Raw genomic sequence first — 21243 nt, 5'->3', positions numbered from 1 at the left:
TGTTCGGGCGGCGGCGGGCATGGATCGTCGTCTATCCTCCGATTCTGGTGGTACCGGTTTCGGTATCGCACAGACGCTGGAGGAGGTGGGTCCGGTCACTGGGACCGACGCAGGGACCGAACGGGGCCAGGCGGAGCAGCCCGAGGGCACCGAGACCGCCGCGGAGCGCAGCGCCCGGTTCGAGCGGGATGCTCTGGAATTCCTCGACCAGATGTATTCGGCCGCGCTGCGGATGACGCGCAACCCGGCCGATGCCGAGGACCTGGTGCAGGAGACGTACGCGAAGGCGTACGCGTCCTTCCACCAGTTCCGTGAGGGCACCAACCTGAAGGCCTGGCTGTACCGCATCCTCACGAACACCTTCATCAACTCGTACCGCAAGAAGCAGCGCGAACCCCAGCGCAGCGCGGCTGAGGAGATCGAGGACTGGCAGCTGGCGCGTGCCGAGTCGCACATGTCGACCGGCCTGCGTTCGGCCGAGTCGCAGGCGCTTGACCACCTGCCCGACTCGGATGTGAAGGCGGCGCTGCAGGCGATCCCCGAGGAGTTCCGCATCGCGGTGTATCTCGCCGATGTCGAGGGCTTTGCGTACAAGGAGATCGCCGACATCATGGGGACACCCATCGGTACGGTGATGTCCCGGCTGCACCGGGGCCGCCGTCAACTGCGCGGCATGCTCGAGGACTACGCGCGTGACCGCGGGCTGGTTCCGGCCGGCGCCGGGGAGTCGAACGAAGCGAAAGGCTCGGGCTCATGAGCTGCGGAGAGCCGCATGAGACGGAGTGCAGCGAAATCCTCGATCATCTCTACGAGTTCCTCGACCGGGAGATGCCCGACGCCGACTGCACCAAGTTCGAGCACCACTTCGAGGAGTGCTCGCCCTGCCTGGAGAAGTACGGGCTCGAACAGGCCGTCAAGAAGCTGGTCAAGCGGTGCTGTGGGCAGGACGACGTGCCCACCGATCTGCGCGCCAAGGTGATGGGCAGGATCGATCTGATCCGATCGGGACAGACCGTTCCCGAGCATGATGTGACGGCTTCGCCGGTCACACCGCAGGAGAGCTGAACCGTCTACTGAGCCCGTTCCGTGGGAGCCGTCCGGCCGCCCACGGAACGGGCTCAGTCGTGTGCGGAGCGAGGTGGGAGAACGGGCTCAGACCTCGAGTCCGTTCTCGATGCGCTTCAGGCCGTGCCGGGCCAGCGCCAGGTTGCTGCGGGAGCGGTCCAGCGCCAGGTAGAGGAAGAGTGATCCCTTGGTGCTGCTCAGCGGGCGGATCAGGTGGTACTGCCGGCCCAGGGTGATCAGGATGTCCTCGATCACGTCGTCCATGTCCAGCGAGGCCAGCGTGCGCATCTTGGAGCGCACCACCTCGGTGTTGCCGGCCGCCGCGAGTTCGAGGTCGAGGTGCTCCCCGCCACCGAGGGTGCCGAGCGACATGCCGCTCTCGTAGTCGACCAGCGCGACACCGACCGCACCGTCGAGGGCCATGGCTTCCTTGAGCGCCGTCTCGATGTTCATTTGCTGCCCCAATTCCTCAGTGCTGCTGACCGGTCACTGTCCGGCCAACTACGATCGACATGAGTGACCCGAGCGGTCACAAACATCAACTTTTCTGCGGGTTACGGAAGTTGGCGTTCAAAGTACTGTGCGGCGCGTCAACGTGGAGGGCGAATGGGGGGACTTGAGGAAAGGAAGCCCGCGCTCCAGGCCTCCCTGGACCGGCTTCTCGACTCTCCCGGCGTCACCGGCCTCGCCCTGATCGACGCGGTCACGGGACTGACCTACGCCGTCGCGGGTGACGCCGCCCAGGCAGGGACGGGGGCGGAGTGCTCGGATCTCGCCACCCTCATCTCCGACCGGCTCGGCGCGGCCGGGGCCGAGGGGGAGCTGGAGAGCGTGGTCATGACCAGCAGACGACGCCATCATGTGCTGCTCTCCGTGGACCGGTCGGCCGGCGACCCGCTGCTGCTCGCGGCCGGGCTCGACCGCGACCGGGCGAACGTGGCGCTGGCACTGCGCAGCCTCGGCGACCGGGCGCGCGAGGTGCTGGCGTGAAGACACCCTCGGCGCGCAACGTCCCCGCCCTGCTGCAGGCACTGCACCAGGAAAGCTACACCGGCACGGTACGGGTCTCCGGCTCCCCCGGTGGCACGATCCACCTGCGGGACGGACTGATCGGGGCGATCGAGACACCGGGCGCGCCGACCGCGACATCCACGCTGCTCGCCTCCGGCCGGATCGACGACGACGCCTGGCTGGCGGCCTGCGCGGCCGAACCCGACGCGGACCGGCTCGCCGCGCATCTGGTCGCCGCCCATCTGATCGGTGCCGCCGAACTGGAGGTCGTCTGCACGGCGGCCGTGTTCGACGGGGCCTTCGCGATGGCGCTCAGCCCGCCCGGCGGCTGGGAGCTGATCGAACGCCGGCCCACCCTCCTCGCCCGGCCCGGTATCGAGCCCCGGCCGCTGGCCGAGGAGACCACCCGCCGTATGGCCCTGCTGACCCGGCTGTGGGGTCCCGCGGGCGAACTGGCCCGGATCCGGCCCCGGCCGATCGGCACCCCGGAGCCCGACGCACGGCTGACCCGGCGTCACCGGGACCTCGTCGAGAGCGCCAACGGCCGCCGTACCCCCCGTGACCTCGCCTTCGCCCGGGGGCGCGGACTCTACGCGGTGATGCTGGACCTGATCCGGCTGGAAGCGCGCCGGGCCGTCCACTGGGAGACCAGGTCCGTCCCCGACGGTCGGCCCAGCACCGCGCCCCGGGTCCTCCAGGGGCAGCCCGCACCGGACGAACCGTCACAGAGAGCCGGTCCCCTGCCCAGACGCAGGCCCGGTGGAGGCTCTCCCGCCGGAGACCTCGGAGCGAAGGGCGGGTAGTGAGCCCCCACAAGGACCCGGCCCGCAAACGCCGTATACGCAGCAAGGTCGCCCGCCTGAGACGGCGTCCGGTGCCGAGAGCGCCCGCGGACGACCGCCCGGTCCCGCCCGCCGAAGCCCCGCCGTCCGTCGCGCCCGCCCACCCCGAGGCCGCACGACCGCCGTCCGCCGAGCCCGGGGGCGGCGCGGCCGCACGGCCACCGTCCGGTGGGACGGCGGCCGGAACGGTACCGCCCACCGAGCACGACGCCCCGGCCGCAGCACGGCCGTCGCGCGCCGGACCCGGTGAAGTCGCCGCGAAGCCACCGCCGTTACCCGTGCGGGGCGCGCCGCGTCCTCCCGCGGACGCCGGTGACGACACGTCGGACAACCCAGCCGTGCCGTCCCCGTTCCCGCCCACGTCCCTGCTGTCGGCCGAGGAGCTGCTCGCCGACCGACCCTCCGTCGAAATGCTGCGGCGTGTCCGCCGCGGGCTGCGGGCTCTGCCCGAGTCCGACCCTCACCTGCCCGAGTAGCGGGCGCCGGGGCAGTCCCGCCAGCACCTTCTGCCGCTCGGACCGCACACCCACCGCAGACGTATGGACCAAGGAGCACGCGCCCATGACCGCACACGCGTCGACCGAATCGCTGACCGGCATCCTGGCCTCGTTGCGTGACCGGGTGATGGGCGTCGCCGAGAGCGTCCTGTCCACCGTGGACGGGCTCCTCGTCGTCGCCGACGTCGACAAGGTCCACCCCGAGTCCGTCGCCGCCCTCGCCGCCGCCACCCTCGGGGTCAGCCGCCGTATGGCCGACCAGTCCGGAGTCGGGGCGCTCCGCGAGGTCGTCGTCCGGTGCGGCGCGGGGCATGTCATCGTCGTCGCCGTGGGGGAGCGCACCCTGCTGACCGTCATGGGCGACGACGGCCTCGACCTCGCCGCCTTCCAACGTGAGTCCCCGGCGACCGTGGAACAGCTCAACAGGGCCCTCGCCGCGGACGTGGCGCACTGAGCGGAAGCGGCTCGACGGGCGCGAGGCCCGGCGGTGTGAGGCCCGGCGGTGTGAGGCCGGGCGGTGTGAGGCCCGGCGGCGCGAGGCACGGCGGTGTGAGGCCGGGCGGCGCGAGGCGCGGTGGTGCGTCGGGCGGTCGGTCGGTCCGCACGAGAGCGGCGCTTCACTCGAAGGAGTTAATCCGGCCGTCGTGGCGTGATGGATTCACCCGTAGCCGTCCCCTCCCGTTCCGGCCCGTCCTAGGCTCCGGAGCCTGAACTCGGGAGGGTGCCATGGGCTCAGTGCCGGCATGGGCACGTGTGTACGTCGCCTGTGTCGTCCTCGGAGCCCTGGCCTGTCTCGCGCCCCTTCCCGGCAGCCCTGTCCCGTGGTGGGCCGTGGCCCTGCTCGCCGCGCTGTACGCCGCGTGCGAGCAGATCACCCGCTGCCCCTTCATGGGCCACCGCGCGCCCAGGGGCATGGGCACCTTCTTCCCCGTCCTTCTCGCCGGGGCCTTTCTGCTGCCGGTGCCCGCCGCCGCGCTCGTCGCCGTGCCGGGGGCGCTGGTCTCCCGGGTCGAGCAGCGGCCGCGAGGGCTGCGGCGGAGCTGGCGGGCGGGACGGCTGGTGCTCGCGGTGGCGGCCGCGTCGCACACGCACGCGGCGCTCGGCGGCCGGGACGCGGTCGCCGGCCCCGACTTCCCGTACGCGCTGCTGCCCGCCGGGGCCGCGGCGGTGGTGTTCTGCGGGGTGCTCGCGCTGCTCGACGGCGGGATCCTGGCGCTCGCCGAGCGGGTGCCCGCACGCGTCGCCTGGCGCGGGCTCCTGTGGCGGTCGCTGGCGCCCGTCACCGTGCACGGATTCGCCGGGCTGATGATGGCCGTGCTGTGGCGCAGCCCGCACGGGCCCGTCGCCGCGCTGCTCGTGCTGCTGCCGATGTACGTGTCCTGCTGGGTGTTCGCGCAGTACCACCGGGAGCGGGCGGCGCACCGGGCGACCATCCGCGCGCTGGTCCAGGCCGTCGACATCAAGGACGGGTACACGCGCGGGCACAGCGAGCGGGTCGGCCAGGCGTCGCTGCTGATCGCACGGGAACTGGGCATGGACGACGAGCGGGCCGAGGCCCTCCGGTTCGCCGGGATCCTGCACGACGTGGGGAAGCTGGGGGTGCCCACGCGGTTGCTCCGCAAGGACGGGCCGCTGACGCCCGAGGAGCGGCGGGTCGTCGAACTGCATCCCGAGTACGGCCACGAGATGGTGCGCGGAATCTCCTTCCTCGGCGAGGCCCGGGCCGCCGTGCTGCACCACCACGAGCGGCTGGACGGGAGCGGGTACCCCTACGGCCTGGTCGGCGGTCAGATCCCCGAGTTCGCCCGGATCGTCGCGGTCGCCGACGCCTTCGACGCCATGACCTCCACCCGCTCCTACCGCCGGGCCCGCCCCGTCGCCGCCGCCCTCGCCGAACTGCGGCGCTGCGCGGGCGCCCAGTTCGACCCCGCCATGGTGTCGGCACTGATCCGCGCCCTCACCCGCCACGGCTGGACCCCGACCGTCACCGCGACCCCCAGCGGAAACGTCCCGCCGGGTGGGGCGCCGGGGGCGGCGGGGCCGGGGGAGGAGGTGCGGGGGCCGGGCGCGGGGACGGCGGAGGTGGCCGGGGGGATGGAGACCGGCCCTCGGGAGGACGGTGCGCAGGCGGATCTCGCTCCGGCGGACGATGGGCGGGCACGGGGCCGTGGTGGTGAGGGGCGGGTGTCGTGAGGCTGCTCCTAGGGTTTCGCTGTCTCGCCGGGGGCCTTGCTCTGCCGGCCCTCGGGCACACCCTCTGGCACGGTCTCGACGACCCCGGTGTCGCACTCGCGTTCGGGGTGCTTGTGGGCGCGGGGGAGCTGTCGCGGTGGCGCGGGGCGGAGGGGCGTGATGTGGCGCCGCTCGGGGCGGCCGGGGCGCTGGCGTACGCGCTGCTGGGGGAGAACGCCGGGCGGCCGACGGGGCACGGAGTGCCCCAGGTCGTCGCCGTCGTCGTCGCGGCCGCGCTGCTGGGATGCGTCCCGCATGTGGCCCTGGGGCACGGGTCGACCGTCGATCACCTCACCCGGCGCGTGCTCACCGTCGCCTTCGCCGCCCTCTGCTTCCAGCCGCTGCGCCACCGGGCCCTGCCGCCGGAGTGGAGCGGCCCCTCGTACGCCCTGCTGCTCGCCCTGCTGCTCGTCCTGACCGCGCTGTGCGACGCCGTGCTGGCGGCGGCCATGGCGCACGCACGGACCCGGTGGCCGTTCGGCCCGCTGCTGAGGGACGAGCTGCGGGCGCTGCCCGGCATAGGGTCGGCGGTGTGCGCGACGGGGGCCGTCATGGCCCTCGCGATCGGTGTGGCCGGGCTGTGGGCGCTGCCGGTCTTCTCGCTGCCGCTGCTGCTCACCCAGCTGTCGCTGCGGCGGTACGCCCATGTCCGTGCCACCTACCGGCAGACCATCGCCTCCCTCGCCCGCGCCACGGAGATCGCCGGGTACACCCCGGCCGGGCACGCCCGGCGGGTGGCTCTGCTGAGCCGCGAAGTGGGCCGTGAGCTGGGGCTCGGCGAGTCCCAGCTGACCGTCGTCGAGTACGCGGCCCTGATGCACGACATCGGCCAGCTGAGCCTCGTCGACCCCGTCCCCGCCGGAGCCACCGCCGGGCTCCCGGCGGCCGAGCAGCGCCGGATCGCGCTGCTGGGCGGTGCCGTCGTACGGCAGACCGGGGTGGACGCCCAGGTCGCCGTGGTGGTGGAACGGCAGGCGGATCCGTACCGTGAGCAGCCGGTCGGCGCGCGAATCGTGCGTGCCGTGAACGCATACGAGGAGAAGGTCCGGGAAGCAGGGCCCGAAGGACCGCTCAGGGCGCTGGAGGAGCTGCGGCTGGGCACGGCTCGGGACTATCACCCGGAGGTGGTGGAGTCGCTCGCGCGGGTACTGTCGAGAGACTGTCTGACCTTGCCCGCGGTGGGGTAACCCATGGGTAATGAGCGGCCCTCCATCCGGTCGTGGTTGGATGCGAGGGAGAGGGTGTACCGGGGGCGACGGCCAGCCCACTCCGACGGAACTGGCAGGCGGGAACCGTAACTGGCAGGCGGGAATCGTGAGGATCTTCGGCAAGGGACGGCATCGGCCCTCCGCCTCCTGGCGGCAGGCCACCGATCGTGCGTTCACGCTGATCGGCGACGGTCGGTACGAGGACGCGGGGGCGCTGCTGACACGTGCCGCGGACCTGGAGCCGTGGCTGTCCGAGTCCTGGTTCAACCTGGCGCTGCTGCACAAGTTCCGGCACGACTGGGAGCAGGCGAGAGCGGCCGGCCTCAGGGCCGTCGCGCTGCTCGACCGGGAGACCGGCGCACCGGACTGGTGGAACGTCGGCATCGCCGCGACCGCCCTCCAGGACTGGCCGCTGGCCCGCCGGGCCTGGCAGGCGTACGGACTGCGGGTGCCCGGGGGCGCGTCCCGGCCGAAACCCGGAAGCGGACCCGGCGACTCCGGTGAGCCGGTGGGCATGGACCTCGGCAGCGCGGCCGTACGGCTCTCACCCGAAGGCGAGGCCGAGGTGGTCTGGGGGCGGCGGCTCGACCCCGCCCGGATCGAGGTGCTCTCCATCCCGTTGCCGTCCTCCGGCCGGCGCTGGGGCGAGGTCGTCCTGCACGACGGGGTGCCGCACGGCGAGCGGACCACGGCCGCGGGGCACGCGTATCCGGTGTTCGACGAGATCGAGTTGTGGGCGCCGTCCCCCGTGCCGACCTGGGTGGTGCTGCTGGAGGCCGCGACCGAGGCGGACCGGGACGCGCTGGAGCGGCTCGCGGCGGACGCGGGGTTCGCGGCGGAGGACTGGTCGTCGTCGGTGCGGTTGCTGTGCCGGCTGTGCTCGGAGTCGCGGATGCCGTCCGACGAGGGCGACGGCGAGCATCTCGATCCGCACGATCACAGCGAGCCGGGGCATCCCGGGCCGCTCGGGCACGTGACGGACGGGCAGCTGTGGGCGCCGGAGCGGGAGTGCGGGGTGGCCGCGCCGGCCTCGCTGGTTCGGGGGCTGCTGGACGGGTGGGTCGCGGACAGTCCGGATTCCCGTGATTGGCGGGATCTGGAAGAGGTTTGTTAGGGGGCTCGCGGTTCTCTTCCGGCCGCCGGCTCGTCGTGGTCGCTCGCGCAGTTCCCCGCGCCCCTTACGGGGGCCCGATCCCCGTACCCTGTATCAGCAACTTCATCGCTTGTTGTTTTGAGGAAGGCGTACGTCTGTCATGGCCCAGCAGGACACCGATCAGCAGCACGTGGGCGTGCTCCCCGTCGATGACGAGGGGTTCGTCATCGACACGGAGGACTGCGAGGAGCGCGAGCAGGCCTACCGCGAGCGCGGCACGTCGTTGCCGATCACCGTGGTCGGGAACCCGGTGCTGCACAAGGAGTGCAAGGACGTCACGGAGTTCGGCGACGAGCTGGCCAAGCTGGTGGACGACATGTTCGCCAGCCAGCACACCGCCGAGGGCGTGGGCCTGGCCGCGAACCAGGTCGGCGTCGACCTGAAGGTGTTCGTGTACGACTGCCCGGACGACGAGGGCAAGCGCCACACCGGTGTCGTCTGCAACCCGAAGCTGGTCGAACTGCCCGCCGAGAAGCGCCGGTTGGACGACAGCAACGAGGGCTGCCTGTCCGTGCCGACGGCGTACATGCCGCTCGCCCGCCCCGACTACGCCGAGGTCACCGGGCAGGACGAGAAGGGCAACCCGATCAAGGTCCGCGGCACCGGCTACTTCGCGCGCTGCCTCCAGCACGAGACCGACCACCTGTACGGCTACCTCTACATCGATCGGCTCTCCAAGCGCGACCGCAAGGACGCCCTGCGGCAGATGGCCGAGAACGAGCCCCGCTACCCCGTGGTCGCCAACGACTGAGCCGGGTCCCCGCCGCCCTCAGGCGGCCTCCGGGCCCCGGAACGTCCGGCGGTAGGCCTGCGGGGTCGTGCCCAGCGACCGGACGAACTGATGACGCAGGGCGGCGGCGGTGCCGAAGCCGGTGCGCCAGGCGATGGCGTCCACCGTCTCGTCCGTCGCCTCCAGCAACCGCTGGGCCAGCAGTACCCGTTGGCGCAGGATCCAGCGGTACGGCGTGGTCCCGGTCTCCTGCTGGAAGCGGCGCGCGAAGGTGCGCGGGGACATGTGCGCGCGGGCGGCGAGCTGCTCGACGGTGACCTCCTCGTCGAGATGCCGTTCCATCCACACGAGCACCTCGCCGACCGTGTCGCACTGCGAGCGCGGCAGCGGCCGGTCGATGTACTGGGCCTGGCCGCCGTCGCGGTGCGGCGGCACCACCATCCGCCGGGCGATCCTGTTCGCCACCTCCGGCCCCTGCTCCTTGCGGACGATGTGCAGGCAGGCGTCGATACCGGCCGCCGTGCCCGCCGAGGTGATCACCGGGTCAGCGTCCACGTACAGCACGTCCGGCTCGACCATCGCGCGCGGATACTGCCGGGCCAGTTCCTCGGCGTGCCGCCAGTGGACCGTGCACGGCCGGCCGTCCAGCAGCCCGGCGGCGCCGAGCACGAAGACGCCCGAGCACACGCTCAGCACCCGGGCGCCCCGGTCCGCGGCCCGGCGCAGCGCGTCGAGCAGCTCGGCCGGGTAGGTCCGGTGCACATAGCTGTCGCCCGCCGGTACGACCACCAGGTCGGCCTCTTCGAGGCGGTCCAGGCCGTACGGCGTGGAGACGGTGAACCCCGCGTGCGTCCCCAGGGTCGGGCCCTCCGCCGACGCGACCGCGAAGTCGTACACCGGCAGGCCCTCGTCGCTGCGGTCGAGCCCGAAGACCTCGCAGACGACGCCCAGTTCGAAGGGATGCACCCCGTCCATGAGGATGGCGGCCACGTTCTTCAGCATGCTGCCAGTGTGCCTCCTCAGTGGCAGGAATTCGAGGGGGTGCGGCAGTCCTGCCACTGTTTGTCAGGAGCGTTCGGCGCGACAGTAATGTCCATGGATACGACACAGCTGCAAGGACTCATCGGAACACTGGCCGTCCTCGGACTCCTCGCCCTGGTGGTGCTGCCCGCGGTCGTCGGCGTCGTGCACGACCGACGCGTCGACCGGCAGCTCAAGCGGGCGGAGGAGCGGCGGGCCTCGCACCGCGTCGCCCGCCCCGCCTGACCAGGGGCGCCCACGCCGAGGGCAGGGGGACGTCGGCGCACGGTCGAGGGCCCCGGTGCCTCCCGCTAGAAGTCCTCGTCCAGGTCGACGGTGCCCTCCACCGCGACCTGGTACGCGGACGGGCGCCGCTCGAAGAAGTTGGTCAGCTCCTGGACGCCCTGCAACTCCATGAAGGAGAAGGGGTTCTCCGAGCCGTACACCGGGGCGAAGCCGAGGCGGGTCAGGCGCTGGTCGGCCACGCACTCCAGGTACTGCCGCATCGACTCGGTGTTCATGCCCGGGAGGCCGTCACCGCACAGGTCGCGCCCGAACTGCAGCTCGGCCTCGACGGCCTCCCTCAGCATGTCCGTGACCTGCTGCTGGAGCTGGTCGTCGAAGAGCTCCGGCTCCTCCTTGCGGACGGTGTCCACCACCTCGAAGGCGAAGGACATGTGCATCGTCTCGTCGCGGAACACCCAGTTGGTGCCGGTGGCCAGACCGTGCAGCAGACCCCGGCTGCGGAACCAGTAGACGTACGCGAAGGCGCCGTAGAAGAACAGGCCCTCGATGCACGCCGCGAAGCAGATCAGGTTGAGCAGGAAGCGGCGGCGATCCGCCTGGGACTCCAGCCGGTCCAGCTTCTCCACCGAGTCCATCCACCGGAAGCAGAACTCAGCCTTCTCCCGGATGGAGGGGATGTTCTCCACCGCCGCGAAGGCCGCCACCCGGTCCTCGGGGTCAGGGAGGTAGGTGTCCAGCAGCGTCAGATAGAACTGGACGTGCACGGCCTCCTCGAAGAGCTGGCGGCTCAGATAGAGCCGCGCCTCAGGGGAGTTGATGTGCTTGTAGAGGGTCAGCACGAGGTTGTTCGCCACGATCGAGTCGCCCGTCGCGAAGAACGCGACCAGACGGCCGATCAGGTGCTGCTCCGCGGGGGAGAGCTTCGCGAGGTCGGCGACGTCCGAGTGGAGGTCGACCTCCTCCACGGTCCAGGTGTTCTTGATCGCGTCCCGGTAGCGCTCGTAGAAGTCCGGGTAGCGCATCGGGCGGAGAGTCAGCTCGAAGCCGGGGTCGAGGAGATTCTGGTTGCTGGGCATCACTGACAGGCCTCGCAGGACTCGGGGTTCTCAAGGGAGCAGGCGACGGCATCCGGGTCGGCCGCCTGCTGTGCGGCTGACGCCGTCACTTCGTCGACGGGGATGGTCTTCTCGGGCTGCTGAGCCCGGCCCTGGCCCTGCGCCGCGCGGGCGATGCGGGTCGCCGGGCGGGAGCGCAGGTAGTACGTGGTCTTCAGGCCCGACTTCCAGGCGTACGCGTACATCGAGGAGAGCTTGCCGATGGTCGGCGTCTCCAGGAACAGGTTGAGCGACTGCGCCTGGTCCAGATACGGCGTGCGGGCGGCGGCCATGTCGATCAGGCCACGCTGCGGGATCTCCCAGGCCGTGCGGTACAGCGCCCGGACCTCGGCCGGGATCCACGCGAAGTCCTGCACCGAGCCGCCTGACTCGCGCAGCGCCTCACGGGTGCGGGCGTCCCAGACGCCCAGCTCCTTCAGGTCGTTCACCAGATACGAGTTGACCTGGAGGAACTCGCCGGACAGCGTCTCGCGCTTGAACAGGTTGGACACCTGCGGCTCGATGCACTCGTACACACCGGCGATCGAGGCGATGGTGGCCGTCGGCGCGATGGCGAGGAGCAGGGAGTTGCGCAGGCCCGTCCTCGCGACGCGCTCACGCAGGGCCGCCCAGCGCTCCGGCCAGGTGAACTCGACACCGTAGTGGTCGGGGTGCAGCACACCGCGCGCCGTGCGCGTCTTCTCCCAGGCCGGCAGCGGGCCCGTGCGCTCGGCGAGGTCGGCGGAGGCCTCGTACGCGGCGAGCATGACGCGCTCGGCGATCCGTGTGGACAGGGCCTTCGCCGCCGGGGAGTCGAAGGGCAGCCGCAGCTGGAAGAAGACGTCCTGGAGACCCATCGCGCCGAGCCCGACCGGACGCCACTTGGCGTTGGAGCGGCCCGCCTGCTCGGTCGGGTAGAAGTTGATGTCGACCACGCGGTCGAGGAAGGTGACGGCGGTGCGGACGGTCGCGTCCAGCCGCGCCCAGTCCATGTCGCCCGTCGCCCGGTCGACGAACGCGCCGAGGTTCACCGAGCCCAGGTTGCAGACCGCGGTCTCCTCGTCGTTGGTGACCTCCAGGATCTCCGTGCAGAGGTTGGAGGAGTGGATGACGTGGCCCGGCTCGGCCGTCTGGTTCGCCGTGCGGTTGGCCGCGTCCTTGAAGGTCATCCAGCCGTTGCCGGTCTGCGCGAGGGTGCGCATCATCCGGCCGTACAGGTCACGGGCGGCGATGGTCTTCTTCGCGAGGCCCTCCGCCTCCGCCCTGCGGTACGCGGCCTCGAACTCCTCGCCCCACAGGTCGACCAGCTCGGGCACGTCGGACGGGGAGAACAACGACCACTGCTCGTCGGCGTCGACCCGGCGCATGAACTCGTCCGGGATCCAGTGCGCCAGGTTCAGGTTGTGTGTACGCCGGGCGTCCTCGCCGGTGTTGTCGCGCAGCTCCAGGAACTCCTCGATGTCGGAGTGCCAGGTCTCCAGGTAGACCGCGGCCGCGCCCTTGCGCCGGCCGCCCTGGTTCACGGCGGCGACCGAGGCGTCCAGCGTCTTCAGGAACGGCACGATGCCGTTGGAGTGCCCGTTGGTGCCCCGGATCAGCGAACCGCGCGAGCGGATGCGGGAGTACGACAGGCCGATGCCGCCTGCGTGCTTCGAGAGGCGGGCCACCTGGTGGTAGCGGTCGTAGAGGGAGTCCAGCTCGTCCAGCGGGGAGTCGAGGAGGTAGCAGGACGACATCTGGGGGTGTCGCGTACCGGAGTTGAAGAGCGTGGGGGAGGAGGGGAGGTAGTCGAGGCGGCTCATGAGCCCGTAGAGCGCGGCGACCTCGTCGAGGGCGCGGACGCCCGCCTGCTCGTCGGCCCCCGTCTCCTCGGCGAGGCCGGCGGCGACCCGCAGCATGAAGTGCTGGGGCGTCTCGAGGACCTTGCGGGTGAGGGGGTGCCGGAGCAGATAGCGGCTGTACAGGGTGCGCAGGCCGAAGTAGCCGAAGCGGTCGTCGCCCGCCGGGTCGATCAGGGCGTCGAGGCGGTCGGCGTGGGTGCGGGTGAACTCGGCCGTGCGGTCGGCGACGAGGCCCTCACGGTGCCCCACGGCGATGGACTCGGTGAACGTCGTGACGCCCTGCGAGGCCGCCTCGGCACGGATGCCGATGGCCAGCAGCCGGGCGGCCAGTCTCGAGTAGGCGGGGTCCTCGGAGATGAGACCCGCGGCCGCCTCCGTGGCCAGCTCGCGCAGCTCCGCGACCATCTCGGCGGAGGACGCGCGCACCGACCGGCCGCGCAGCGCGGCGGCGGCGACCCGACCGGGGTCGGCGTCGGGGAGGTCGGCGGTCAGCTCGGTCAGGGTCCGCAGCAACGCGGTACCGGGAGCGTCGGTCTCCGTCGCCGGGGCGGCCGGCACCGGCTCGGCTGGAACCGGCTCGGCTGCAGCCAGGTCGGCTGACACCGGATCGGCTGGCGCGATGGTCACGTGGGGCTCTCCCTCGCTCGGCTGGAGGCCCTGCGGAGGGCAGGCGGCAGCACACGAGCGCACGGGGGCGTCGCGTCCACCGGCCCATTCCACGAGGCCCGGACGTCAGGGCACCCGGACCGGACGGCCGGGCGCACTGTCGGCAGGTGTTCGGACTGAACAGGCGTGCGCACATGGTGAGGTGTGCACGCAAGTACACCGTTGCGGGACAGTTCCGGATTCACACCGGATTCCCCTGCGGCGACAGCGAGCATGAGCATACATCTAGTGCTGGGGCGCGATGTCACCCCCACATGTTGTGTCGCCTACGGCTTCGCATGGTGTCAGAGCGTCAGCTCATGAGCGGCTCTCCTGATCGTGATGTCCATGCGTCGCAGTGTGCACGAGCGGCGGCTCGGCGCGGCGGCGGTTGTCCACAGGGGGGTGCCGCCGGTCGGACAATCGGATCTCGTCAGGCTGTCGCCGGCCACCTGGGCAGCGTCGCCACGAAGTCCTGGGTGAAGTCCCGCGTGCCCGGGCCCAGCGCGACCCGGCCGGTGGCGCGCAGGCGGGCGGTCAGGCCGGGGGACTCGGAGTAGTAGACGCGTCGGGCGGCGGTCGGCACGAACACGGTCTGGCCGCGGGTGAGTTCGCTCGTGCACTCCACGACGACGGCCCCGTCGGCGGCCTCGACGAACGCCTCGTCGCCGCAGACACCCACCGCCAGCGGGTCGTGCAGTGGGCAGGTGCCGTCGCCGCCGTGGCGGGCGTAGGCGTCCATGTAGGTGCGCATCAGCCGGGCGGCGAGGGCCGTGCCGGGGCCCGCGGCCTCCAGCGCGGCGAGGTCCGCCGGGCGGAACAGCCAGCGGTGCGAGGCGTCCAGGTCGACCATGGTGAACGGGATGCCGGAGGAGAGCACGATCTCGGCGGCGTCCGGGTCGGCCCAGATGTTGAACTCGGCGACCGGGGTGAAGTTGCCCGGCACCTGGGCCGCGCCGCCCATGAACACGAACTTGCGGACCCGGTGGGCGAAGTGCGGGTCCTCCAGGAGGGCGATGGCCACGTTGGTGAGGGGGCCGGTGGCGCAGACCGTCAGCTCGCCCTCGTGCTGCCTCGACAGGCGGAGCAGGGCCTGGGCGGACGACTCCGTCGGGTGGGGGGCCGTCGAGTCGGGGAGGGTCTCGTCGCCGAGGCCCGCGGGGCCGTGGAAGGCGGATGCCTCGCGGTAGGGGAGGCGGGAGAGGGGGCGGCCGGCGCCTCTGTGGACCGGGATGTGGGGGTCGATGCGGAGGGCTCTCGCCAGGGCGCGGGCGTTGGCGTACGTCGCCTCGGCGGGGAGGTTGCCGCCGGTGGAGGTGTACGCCTTGAGGTCCCACAGGCCGGTTCCCAGCAGGTACTGGAGGGCTACGGCGTCGTCGATACCGGGGTCGCTGTCCAGGACGATCGGGGGGCGAACGGTCACCGCTTCAGCGTAGCCGGACGTTTTCCGCCCCCGCCGCCCCTACCCGTCCCATCCCCAGGGGCTGCGCCCCTTCGACCCCAGGCGTCCGTCCGGTGGGGCTTCTCGCGCAGTTCCCCGCGCCCCTTAAGAAGTCATCTCATTTGGTGTTCGCGGGTGGGCTGTTGGTCGTGGTGGGGATCGTTGAGCGGCTGGTGCCAGACGAGTTGTGGGTGCTGTTCCAGCGGGTGGTGCCGGAGGCGCCGTCGCGGCCTCAGGGCGGTGGGCCATGAGTTTGCTGAGCTCCGCCACCGCCTGGTCGCGCTCGACCCCGTCCAGGTCCTCCAGCGGTGTCTCGATCCGGCTCTGCCAGACGGCCTCGTGCCGCACCCGGAGCCGCTCCACCTAGTCCTGGCCGGCCGTCGACAGTTCGGACGCGCTGCGGCCCAGCCGCTCCAGCTCACGGCTCTCCCGCACCGCGTCCCCACGCCCGAACCACTCGGCGACCCGGCCCCGAAAACCGTTCCACAGGTCAGTCCCCGCTGCCTGGACCACTGCCAGATCCGCCCGCCGCCGCTGCCGCCGATACCAACTCGTCCAGCATGGCGCCTCTTTCAACTCCCGTGGCCCTGCGGGCATTACGACCCTGGCGCGCGAAGGGCGCCCGCGGAGGGAACTCGCACCTGGTCGGTGCCCGGCAAGGTCGACGCCTCGATGGCGTCAGCCGCTGCGGTACGGAGCAGCCCAGCGCCGCGTGGGACCACCTCGCCTCGGTAGTCCCCTGAGCCGGTCCCCGCCCCGTCTCCCGGCCCTCTCCGCCGCGTTGGGTACGTCCTGCTTGCTTTGTGGGCTCACCTCGACCTAATATCGTCATCGTGACGATAACCGCTCAGTGGTCCCCGCTCCCTGCAGGCATCGACTCCAGGGGCTTCGAGTCCCTCCGCGGACTCGAAGCGCGCAAGTACGTGGCCCGCGGCCCCGCCGTCCACCTCAATGCGCTGCCCGCGGCCGTTCCGGGCTGTGGGGCCCACGGCCACGTTGGGATCGGCGACGGCCTCAGCACGGAGAAGTGATCATGTTCGAAATGCCGGTAAATCCCTTTGAGCTCTCCGAAGAAGCGCTGAGCCGAATATCTGCCGATGACTCATGGACCCCGATCGAATTGGAGATCCCAAAGGCCAACGCCAAGGTGATTCGCCATTTCCTCACTCCGGCCGAAGTGGAGGTGTTCGCGACCGAACTGGCCGCCCAGCGCTTTGCCCCGGTGGGCCGAGACGGCATTGCCGCCAACTATGCAGAGGGAGATCCGGTCGCTCATCTCCGCGCCACGGCCGAATCCACATCCCTGGCGGCAGAATTCTACCGCAGGCTGCGGACGCTTCTATCGCTTGAAGTGGGATCGGACGATCCGACGGATTCGGACGGAAGGCCCTGGAGGCCGGCGGCCGTCAATCCGCGTATGCGCTTCATCACGTACGAACACGGCGGATTCATTGTCCCGCACTACGATTCGCCCTATTTCGCTCCAGACGGAAGGCGCACTCTCCTGACGGTCGTCGTCTACCTGTCGTATGAGGCCGTGGGCGGAGAAACGCGGTTCATCGCCGATAAGCAGAACGATCTTCCCTTTGCGCAACGTGACTTCTCTGACTGGCCGCGGCTCGCGAAGCCTGAGGAAATAGTGAGTGCCCACCGCCCCGAACCGGGCGATGCGCTCCTCTTCTGGCATCGGACGCTTCACGACTCGGCCCCGCTTCTTGAGGGTACGAAAACAATACTCAGAACCGACGTGCTCTACGAGCCCGTAGATGTGCCTTGAGCAGCGGTAAGGCCACCGTCGCGTTGTCCCTCACCCCGGAGACCGACGTCCGGCACGCCGTGATCGCCCACCTCCGAGCCGGGCGGCATCGGGCCGTGCCCGCGGCCGGACATCGAATCCACTCGCACCGAACGGCAGGGAGAGCAGCATGACCAACGGGAGGATCCACACCGACTGGGTGGAGACGGTGTCTCAGGACGGCCTGCACCTGATGCAGACGCGCTTGGAGGTGAGAGTTCCTACGTCCGAGGGTCGCAAGTTCATCACCTGCGGTCTGGCCCGGAAGACGTACGTGGTGAAAGACGGTATTGCCCATCGGGTTTCGTCCTACGCACTCGGCCGCGACCTGGGCAGCCCGGGCAACTACGACTTCGAGATCGTTTCTGCGACGGGGGGCCCTCCGATCCGGAGGTTCTTCTACCGGGACGGCGTGCCGGGCGAGATGTGCGAGGGCGCTGTGTTCGACGCGCATGAGGGGCTTGACGATGGCGAGTACATCGTCCGGATCGCGGCGGGAATGACGACCAGCTGGGACAGCGGGACGGGACAGAGCATCGAGCTCCATGTCCCGTGCCACGAGCTCGCATTCGTCGTGGTGGGATCCGCACCGCAGGAGGTGCGCGCGAGTACCGGCGGCCCGTGGACGGCGCGGCCCTCCGTGGAGATCCCCGTGGTCGATTGGCGCGATCAGCCCACGGCGGAGGCGGCATGGGAGGCCTACCTGAACGGGAGAAGAATCAGTCGGGATGCCTACGGGATCTTCTCCCCGCAGCATCTGATGAGGAATCAACGGGATACCGCTCTGAAGATTCTCCGGAGCGAGGGCTACGCCATACCGCGAACCCCGGAACCCGCCGGGACGCCTGGGACCTGGCGCCGCTGGGGTGGGGCATGGATGCCGGCCGATGTGCTCGCGGCCCTTCACACCGTGCCGGACGACACCGCGCAACGTGCGTGGTGTCAGGGAGCGAAGGAATCCCTGGACATCGCATGGGATATGCACCTCCTGTGGACCACCGACGTGTTCTGACCGGGCCCGCGCTCCGTCCACGACCACCGTGGCGGGCCGTCGGCAGTCACCCGGCACCGAGGTACCGAGTACCGGCCGCGGCCCGGGCGCCTCCGGCCTGACTGCCGGTCGCGGCCCGGGCGAGGATGTACGGCAGCACCAGAAGGTGCGCCCGCGAGGTTGCGCCAGCGCGGCATCTGCCACCGCATCGCCCGCAGGGGAATCGAGTCCTCGCAGCGGCTCGGACGCCACCGCTGGACCATAGAACGACCATGGCCTGGCTCGCCGGCTACCGCCGACTCCACCGCCGCGACGAACGCAAGGCCGAACGCTTCCTCACCTTCACCAGCCCGGCCCGCACTCTCATCTGCTACCGCAGACTCGCCACATGAGATGACCTCTAAGGGCCTGCGGCCCTTTCGGGGCGAAAAAGCAGGGGCGCCGCCCCGCTTTTTCAGGGGTGCGGGGAACTGCGCGATCAGCCCCACGGAGGCACCGCACGGCTAGGAGTTGTCGTCAAATGTCACGCCCACATCAGCAGGGCTGCGAGGGTGACGGCTGCTTGGTAGGACTCGGCGGTCTTGTCGTAGCGGGTGGCGATGCCGCGCCACTGCTTGAGGCGGTTGAAGCACCGCTCGACGACGTTGCGCCGCTTGTAGACCTGCTTGTCGAAGGCCGGCGGACGGCCGCCACGGCTGCCGCGCCGGAGCCGGTTGCGGATCTGGTCGGACCGTTCCGGGATGGTGTGCCGGATGTTCCGCCGTCGCAGCCAGCCGCGTATGGCTTTGGAGCTGTAGCCCTTGTCGCCGATGACGTGGTCGGGGCGGACCCGGGGCCGTCCCGGCCCCAGCCGGGGCACCCGGATCGCCTTCATCACGGCGGTGAACTGCGTGCAGTCGTTGGTGTTCCCGCCGGTGACGGTGAAGGCGAGCGGTCGCCCCACAGCGTCGCAGGCCAGGTGGATCTTGCTGGTCAGGCCGCCTCTGGACCGGCCGAGTCCCGGGGTGCGGAGCCCCCTTTTCGCGCTCCGGCCGCGTGCTGGTGGGCTCGGACGATCGTGGAGTCGACCGACACGAGCCACTCGATGTCCCCGGCCGCGTCGGCCTTGGCCTGGGCGGCCCGGAGCATGCGCTCGAAGGTGCCGTCCTTGGCCCACCGGCGGAAGCGGGTGTGCAGCGTGGCCCAGGAGCCGTACCGCTCGGGCACGTCCCGCCAAGCGGTCCCGGTACGGAACTTCCACACGATCCCGTTGAGCGCGGTCGTCCAACCGCTTCCTGCCCCGCAGCGACTCGGGCAGCAACGGCCGGACGAACTCCCACTCGGCATCCGACAGTTCATGGCGACGTATCACCCGACCATGATCCCCGACCGAAGATCATTTGACGACAGACCCTAGTGGCTGGTTCCTGCCGTCGCCGGAGGCAGTTCCACCTGGACGCCCGGGTCGCCGGCGTCCGCCGTGTAGTCCTGGGGGCTGGTCTCGTCGATGCCGTCGGGCGCCTTGGCGGCCCGCAGGACGAAGGTGAGGATCACCGTGACCAGGAGGTTCAGGACGAAGGCCGTGAGACCGATGTAGCCGATCTCGCCGATACCGGGGATCTCGGCGGACGAGCCGCCGAAGTGCTTCTGGGTCGGCGAGGCCACGCCGTACGCGGCGATCGTCCCGTACAGCATGCCGACCGCCCAGCCGGCGATGAGGGCCCAGCGGTGGAACCAGCGGGTGAAGAGGCCGCCAACGAGGGCCGGGAAGGTCTGGAGGATCCAGATGCCGCCCAGGAGCTGGAAGTTGATGGCGACGGTCTTGTCCATGGTGAGGACGAAGGCCAGCGCGCCCACCTTCACCAGCAGGGACACCAGCTTGGAGACCTTGGTCTCCTGCGCGGGCGTGGCGTCCGGCTTGATGAAGTCCTTGTAGATGTTGCGGGTGAAGAGGTTCGCCGCCGCGATGGACATGATCGCCGCGGGCACCAGGGCGCCGATGCCGATGGCGGCGAAGGCCACGCCCGCGAACCAGTCGGGGAACATCGTCTCGAACAGCTGCGGGATCGCCAGCTGCCCGTTCTGCACCTGGATGCCGGCCGCGATCGCCATGAAGCCCAGCAGGGCCAGCAGGCCCAGCATCAGGGAGTACAGCGGCAGGATCGTGGTGTTGCGGCGGATGACCTCACGGCTCCTGGACGACAGCGTCGCCGTGATCGAGTGCGGGTACATGAAGAGCGCCAGTGCCGAGCCGAGGGCCAGCGTCGCGTACGTCCACTGGTTGGCGTCGCCCGGGACGAGCGCGCCGCGCGGCTTGTCCGTCGCCGGATTGGTCTGGCTGTAGGCCTCGCCCGCCTTGGCGAAGATGTCGTCGAAGCCGCCGAGCTTGATCGGGATGTAGATGACCGCCACCGCGATGACGATGTAGATCAGGGTGTCCTTCACGAACGCGATCAGCGCCGGGGCCCGCAGGCCGGAGGAGTAGGTGTAGGCCGCCAGGACACCGAACGCGATCAGCAGCGGCAGGTCCTTGATGAACCAGTTGGTGTCCGCACCGCCGCCGACGCCCATCACGTCCAGAACGGCCTGGATGCCGACGAGTTGCAGGGCGATGTAGGGCATCGTGGCGAGGATGCCGGTCAGCGCGACCGCCAGCGACAGGCCCTTCGAGCCGAAGCGGCCGCGTACGAAGTCCGAGGTCGTCACATAGCCGTGCTTGTGGGAGACCGACCACAGCCGGGGCAGGAACGTGAAGATCAGCGGGTAGATCAGGATCGTGTAGGGCACCGCGAAGAAACCGGCCGCGCCCGCCGCGTAGATCGCCGCCGGCACGGCGACGAAGGTGTACGCGGTGTAGAGGTCGCCGCCCAGCAGGAACCAGGTGACCCAGGTGCCGAACGAGCGGCCGCCGAGGCCCCATTCGTCGAGGCTGTGCTCGTTGTCGGCCTTGCGCCAGCGCGCGGCCAGGAAGCCCATGACCGTGACGGCCAGGAAGAAGAAGATGAAGACGGCGAGTGCCACGCCGTTCACGCCGTCCTTCACTTCGCGACACCCCCGCCCTGTGTCTTGGACCTGCGGGCGCGCTGGTCGCGCTGCCACAGCACGTAGGCGGTGGCGGTGAGCGCGGTGGAGATGAGCACCCAGGCCATCTGGTACCAGTAGAAGAACGGGATGCCGACGAACGCCGGGTCCGTCTTGGCGTACGAGCCGACCCAGAGCATCGCCACGAACGGGGCGATCAGACACACGGCGATGACCACCCTGACAGGTGTCACCACCGGTGCCCCCGGTGGTCTCACTTCAGGTGCTTCTGACATGTCCGACTCCGTCCCCTCGCTGGTCACCTGCTGAGCGCGCAGGAAATCTAAGGGACGTGTTCCGTCGTACGGAACCCCCAGTCCGGGTATCGGATGCGGAGGTTGTGTGGAGTGGCGGGTGTTCGACGCAGGAGGG

Annotated in this window: 22 protein-coding genes, 1 pseudogene and 1 riboswitch; of the genes and pseudogenes, 14 read left to right on the top strand and 9 right to left on the bottom strand. The window is 70.6% G+C overall.

Translation table 11 applies throughout. From position 1 onward, the window contains the following. Positions 1-85 precede the first annotated feature (85 nt). Both sigR and rsrA read left to right on the top strand, forming a co-directional pair. Positions 86-757, top strand: a complete 672-nt coding sequence (gene sigR, locus ACZ52C_RS05855; protein WP_045559042.1) for an RNA polymerase sigma factor SigR — start codon at positions 86-88, stop codon at positions 755-757. After that, positions 754-1065: a mycothiol system anti-sigma-R factor gene (gene rsrA / locus ACZ52C_RS05850; RefSeq protein WP_469073590.1), complete on the top strand. Its 312-nt coding sequence runs from the start codon at positions 754-756 to the stop codon at positions 1063-1065. The genes sigR and rsrA overlap by 4 nt, the downstream gene beginning before the upstream one ends. An 87-nt stretch (positions 1066-1152) precedes the next feature. On the opposite strand, the gene ACZ52C_RS05845 is transcribed toward rsrA, so the two are convergent. Further along, entirely contained in the window at positions 1153-1518 is a 366-nt protein-coding gene (locus ACZ52C_RS05845) for a hypothetical protein (protein WP_469073589.1), read from the bottom strand. Positions 1519-1713: 195 nt separating this feature from the next. Between ACZ52C_RS05845 and ACZ52C_RS05840 the strand changes: the two genes are divergently transcribed. From ACZ52C_RS05840 to def, 8 genes are all read left to right on the top strand, one after another. Then, entirely contained in the window at positions 1714-2055 is a 342-nt protein-coding gene (locus tag ACZ52C_RS05840; RefSeq protein WP_045559249.1) for a hypothetical protein, read from the top strand. After that, positions 2052-2879 carry a hypothetical protein gene (locus ACZ52C_RS05835; protein WP_469073588.1) on the top strand — a complete coding sequence of 276 codons (828 nt, stop codon included), beginning with the start codon at positions 2052-2054 and terminating at the stop codon, positions 2877-2879. Before ACZ52C_RS05840 ends, ACZ52C_RS05835 begins: the two co-directional genes overlap by 4 nt. A 377-nt stretch (positions 2880-3256) precedes the next feature. Then, positions 3257-3394 (top strand): hypothetical protein, encoded by a 138-nt coding sequence (locus tag ACZ52C_RS05830; RefSeq protein WP_469073587.1) that lies wholly within the window; start codon positions 3257-3259, stop codon positions 3392-3394. An 85-nt stretch (positions 3395-3479) separates the two neighbouring features. Next, complete coding sequence (locus tag ACZ52C_RS05825) at positions 3480-3869, top strand: roadblock/LC7 domain-containing protein (RefSeq protein WP_045559037.1); 390 nt, start codon at positions 3480-3482, stop codon at positions 3867-3869. A 272-nt stretch (positions 3870-4141) separates the two neighbouring features. Continuing rightward, positions 4142-5608 (top strand): HD-GYP domain-containing protein, encoded by a 1467-nt coding sequence (locus ACZ52C_RS05820; RefSeq protein ID WP_469073586.1) that lies wholly within the window; start codon positions 4142-4144, stop codon positions 5606-5608. After that, a complete protein-coding gene (locus ACZ52C_RS05815; RefSeq protein WP_469073585.1) occupies positions 5605-6834 on the top strand; it encodes an HD-GYP domain-containing protein in 1230 nt (409 codons plus the stop codon). Before ACZ52C_RS05820 ends, ACZ52C_RS05815 begins: the two co-directional genes overlap by 4 nt. 127 nt (positions 6835-6961) lie before the next feature. Next, the gene (locus tag ACZ52C_RS05810; protein ID WP_045559036.1) at positions 6962-7969 is read left to right on the top strand and encodes a tetratricopeptide repeat protein; all 1008 of its coding nucleotides are present in this window, start codon (positions 6962-6964) and stop codon (positions 7967-7969) included. Positions 7970-8108: 139 nt separating this feature from the next. Then, positions 8109-8759, top strand: coding sequence for a peptide deformylase (gene def, locus ACZ52C_RS05805; protein WP_319107567.1), 651 nt, complete (start codon positions 8109-8111; stop codon positions 8757-8759). 18 nt (positions 8760-8777) lie between these two features. Here def and ACZ52C_RS05800 read toward each other — a convergent pair whose 3' ends face one another. Next, positions 8778-9740, bottom strand: a complete 963-nt coding sequence (locus tag ACZ52C_RS05800) for a GlxA family transcriptional regulator (RefSeq protein ID WP_469073584.1) — start codon at positions 9738-9740, stop codon at positions 8778-8780. Positions 9741-9833: 93 nt separating this feature from the next. Between ACZ52C_RS05800 and ACZ52C_RS05795 the strand changes: the two genes are divergently transcribed. Beyond that, complete coding sequence (locus ACZ52C_RS05795; RefSeq protein WP_469073583.1) at positions 9834-10004, top strand: hypothetical protein; 171 nt, start codon at positions 9834-9836, stop codon at positions 10002-10004. Positions 10005-10069: 65 nt separating this feature from the next. Here the strand turns inward: ACZ52C_RS05795 and ACZ52C_RS05790 are convergent, their stop codons facing one another. From ACZ52C_RS05790 to ACZ52C_RS05775, 4 genes are all read right to left on the bottom strand, one after another. Continuing rightward, on the bottom strand, positions 10070-11080 hold the full coding sequence (locus ACZ52C_RS05790; RefSeq protein WP_469073582.1) for a ribonucleotide-diphosphate reductase subunit beta: 1011 nt from the start codon (positions 11078-11080) through the stop codon (positions 10070-10072). Further along, positions 11080-13566: a ribonucleoside-diphosphate reductase subunit alpha gene (locus ACZ52C_RS05785; RefSeq protein ID WP_469073581.1), complete on the bottom strand. Its 2487-nt coding sequence runs from the start codon at positions 13564-13566 to the stop codon at positions 11080-11082. The genes ACZ52C_RS05790 and ACZ52C_RS05785 overlap by 1 nt, the downstream gene beginning before the upstream one ends. A 124-nt stretch (positions 13567-13690) precedes the next feature. Next, positions 13691-13826: riboswitch (cobalamin riboswitch) on the bottom strand. Positions 13827-14017: 191 nt separating this feature from the next. Continuing rightward, positions 14018-15007 (bottom strand): nucleoside hydrolase, encoded by a 990-nt coding sequence (locus ACZ52C_RS05780; RefSeq protein ID WP_469073580.1) that lies wholly within the window; start codon positions 15005-15007, stop codon positions 14018-14020. A 381-nt stretch (positions 15008-15388) separates the two neighbouring features. Beyond that, a complete protein-coding gene (locus ACZ52C_RS05775; RefSeq protein WP_469073579.1) occupies positions 15389-15538 on the bottom strand; it encodes a hypothetical protein in 150 nt (49 codons plus the stop codon). Between the two features lie 320 nt (positions 15539-15858). Here ACZ52C_RS05775 and ACZ52C_RS05770 point away from each other — a divergent pair, with 320 nt between their 5' ends. From ACZ52C_RS05770 to ACZ52C_RS05760, 3 genes are all read left to right on the top strand, one after another. Further along, entirely contained in the window at positions 15859-16056 is a 198-nt protein-coding gene (locus ACZ52C_RS05770) for a hypothetical protein (RefSeq protein WP_469073578.1), read from the top strand. A 2-nt stretch (positions 16057-16058) separates the two neighbouring features. Continuing rightward, positions 16059-16802 (top strand): 2OG-Fe(II) oxygenase, encoded by a 744-nt coding sequence (locus ACZ52C_RS05765; RefSeq protein WP_469073577.1) that lies wholly within the window; start codon positions 16059-16061, stop codon positions 16800-16802. A 148-nt stretch (positions 16803-16950) separates the two neighbouring features. Beyond that, positions 16951-17832, top strand: a complete 882-nt coding sequence (locus ACZ52C_RS05760) for a hypothetical protein (RefSeq protein ID WP_469073576.1) — start codon at positions 16951-16953, stop codon at positions 17830-17832. A gap of 502 nt (positions 17833-18334) precedes the next feature. On the opposite strand, the pseudogene ACZ52C_RS05755 reads toward ACZ52C_RS05760, so the two are convergent. The 3 genes and pseudogenes from ACZ52C_RS05755 to ACZ52C_RS05745 form a co-directional block, all read right to left on the bottom strand. Continuing rightward, a pseudogene (locus ACZ52C_RS05755) lies at positions 18335-19159 on the bottom strand (IS5 family transposase). A 44-nt stretch (positions 19160-19203) separates the two neighbouring features. Next, on the bottom strand, positions 19204-20832 hold the full coding sequence (gene mctP, locus ACZ52C_RS05750; protein WP_469073575.1) for a monocarboxylate uptake permease MctP: 1629 nt from the start codon (positions 20830-20832) through the stop codon (positions 19204-19206). Next, positions 20829-21107 (bottom strand): DUF3311 domain-containing protein, encoded by a 279-nt coding sequence (locus ACZ52C_RS05745; RefSeq protein WP_469073574.1) that lies wholly within the window; start codon positions 21105-21107, stop codon positions 20829-20831. The genes mctP and ACZ52C_RS05745 overlap by 4 nt, the downstream gene beginning before the upstream one ends. Positions 21108-21243: the final 136 nt, after the last annotated feature.

It is taken from the genome of Streptomyces sp. NPDC034049 (assembly GCF_055575575.1).
Note: the sequence above shows the minus strand (reverse complement) of the source record. Positions and strands in the feature narration are given on the sequence as shown.